1 pseudogene is annotated in these 1,853 nt (G+C 33.6%); it reads right to left on the bottom strand.

The annotated features are described in order from the left end of the window. A pseudogene (locus B3J44_RS08480) lies at positions 1–1,853 on the bottom strand (hypothetical protein); the annotation flags it as partial.

The raw sequence follows: 1,853 nt of genomic DNA, 5'->3' as shown, positions 1-1,853 counted from the left end.
GCCAAATCGGTCTTTTTGGTCTGAATTAATTTCGATCTTAAATAATAAGTTTGCGAATTGTTTACATGTTGCAATAATCCGTTTTGCAAACTATCGTTGCGTCTCTGGAGAAAACCAACTTCCACGAAAACTTTAGTGCTGTCGCCACGTCCTGTAAAAAATCCATATTCTGAAAATCTTTGGCTTAATGCCGAAAACTGATTGGTGATTTTATCTTTTTGTTGATTGTCTTCTAGTTGCATACTTCCTCCAACCCAATTTTTGCCAAAATGATATTTGGTTCTAGTTTGGTTTCTAATGAATTTTGAAGTCGAAGATGTAGCATCAGTATTAAGGAAACTTCCGCTGTTCTCAACTGTCCAATTTTTCAATTTGAATAAAGCATTTGTCGTATGTCTAACGCCAGAATAGCTTTCGCTAAAATCCAATTTTTCGAATTGATATGTCAATAAACCAATATTTGAAGTTTTATTTTTAGAGAATAAATCAAAATTTAAACCTGTAACCAAAAGACTTTGATTGCCCAAAAGTGTTCCCGTTAAATTCCAATCGCGATTAAACTCAATATTATACAAACGCTCAACCGATTTAAAATTTTGCTGCACGTATTGATAATTCGCGAAAGCATCTAAACTCCAACTTTTAGAGAAAAGACGTTTTTTAAGATTGGTTTTAAAAGCAATTCCTTCGTTGTTAGAATCATCAATATCAGAAAATAAATTTTGGTCATTGTTGCTTACAGCCAATTCAAAGTCAACCAATGTTTTCTCATTAGGATTGTATTTTCCTAAAAATGTTGCTACTTGAAGTTTTATTGGTGCAACAAGTTGTACGATTGGTTCGTAATTTCCTTGAAGAACACCGTTTATTGGTTCGACATATTGATAAATACGCTCAACAGAATTATTGTTCTGAATAATATAATTTCCTGCATTTGCACCAACTTGACTAAACCTAACGTTATACAAAACATCCGCTGGATTGTTAGAATATTCATAAACTTCGACCGAATTGACGAGTATTTTTTTGTATAAAATTTTATTGTCGGCATAAGTGTCTTCGTAAGCAGAAGGTGCTTTCATCAAATTGACATCATCGCCCGCCTGACTCAAAATTTGAACTTGTTCTGGAGAAAGATTTTGCTGTAAAGGCTGATTTTTCATGTCATTTTCTGAATACAAATAACCGCCAAAACTCCAATTTTTATTTTCGTGAGTTGCACCAGCGTAAGTGACTAATCGGTTGTAATTTCGTTCAGAATATTGGTATTCGACATTGATACGCATTTCTGAAGTAATGGTAAAAAGTGAAGTGAAGACAATTTCTCCAGCATTATAATCAATCACATAATCATTGTTTTCTCCTCTTTTTAATAAAACGCCATTTACATAAACTCGCTCCGAACCAGAAATTACCAAAACATACAATTCGCCATTCTGACCTTTTAATTTATACGGGCCTTGATTTCCTTCCTGACCTGTAAAAGTACTTTTGGCATATTGGCCTTTTACAAAAGCGACCGAAGCAAAAACATTGGTTTTGCTTGTTTCGGTATCAAAATCAAAGTTGGCAGAAAGTCCTTGAACTTTTTTATTGAAACTTAAAAATTGTGTTTTTCTATTTTCTAAAAAAACATCGCCGGCACGAATGTTCCAATCATTGCTGAATAGTTCAATGAAAATATTATCAAACTGATCCAGTTTTTGCGAGTAACTGCCATCTTGCAACGGAATATTATTGTCTTGGAGCGAAGCTCTTAAACTTACTTTATCTGAAAGTTTTCCTGTAATTTGTAAATCTAAATTGGAGTTTAAAACCGTACTCTGATTATTGCCAATTGTAACACCTCGGGT

Source organism: Flavobacterium sp. UBA4854 (genome assembly GCF_002399805.1).
GTDB classification, from domain to species: domain Bacteria; phylum Bacteroidota; class Bacteroidia; order Flavobacteriales; family Flavobacteriaceae; genus Flavobacterium; species Flavobacterium ginsengisoli.
This window is presented reverse-complemented; position numbering and strand designations above follow the sequence as displayed.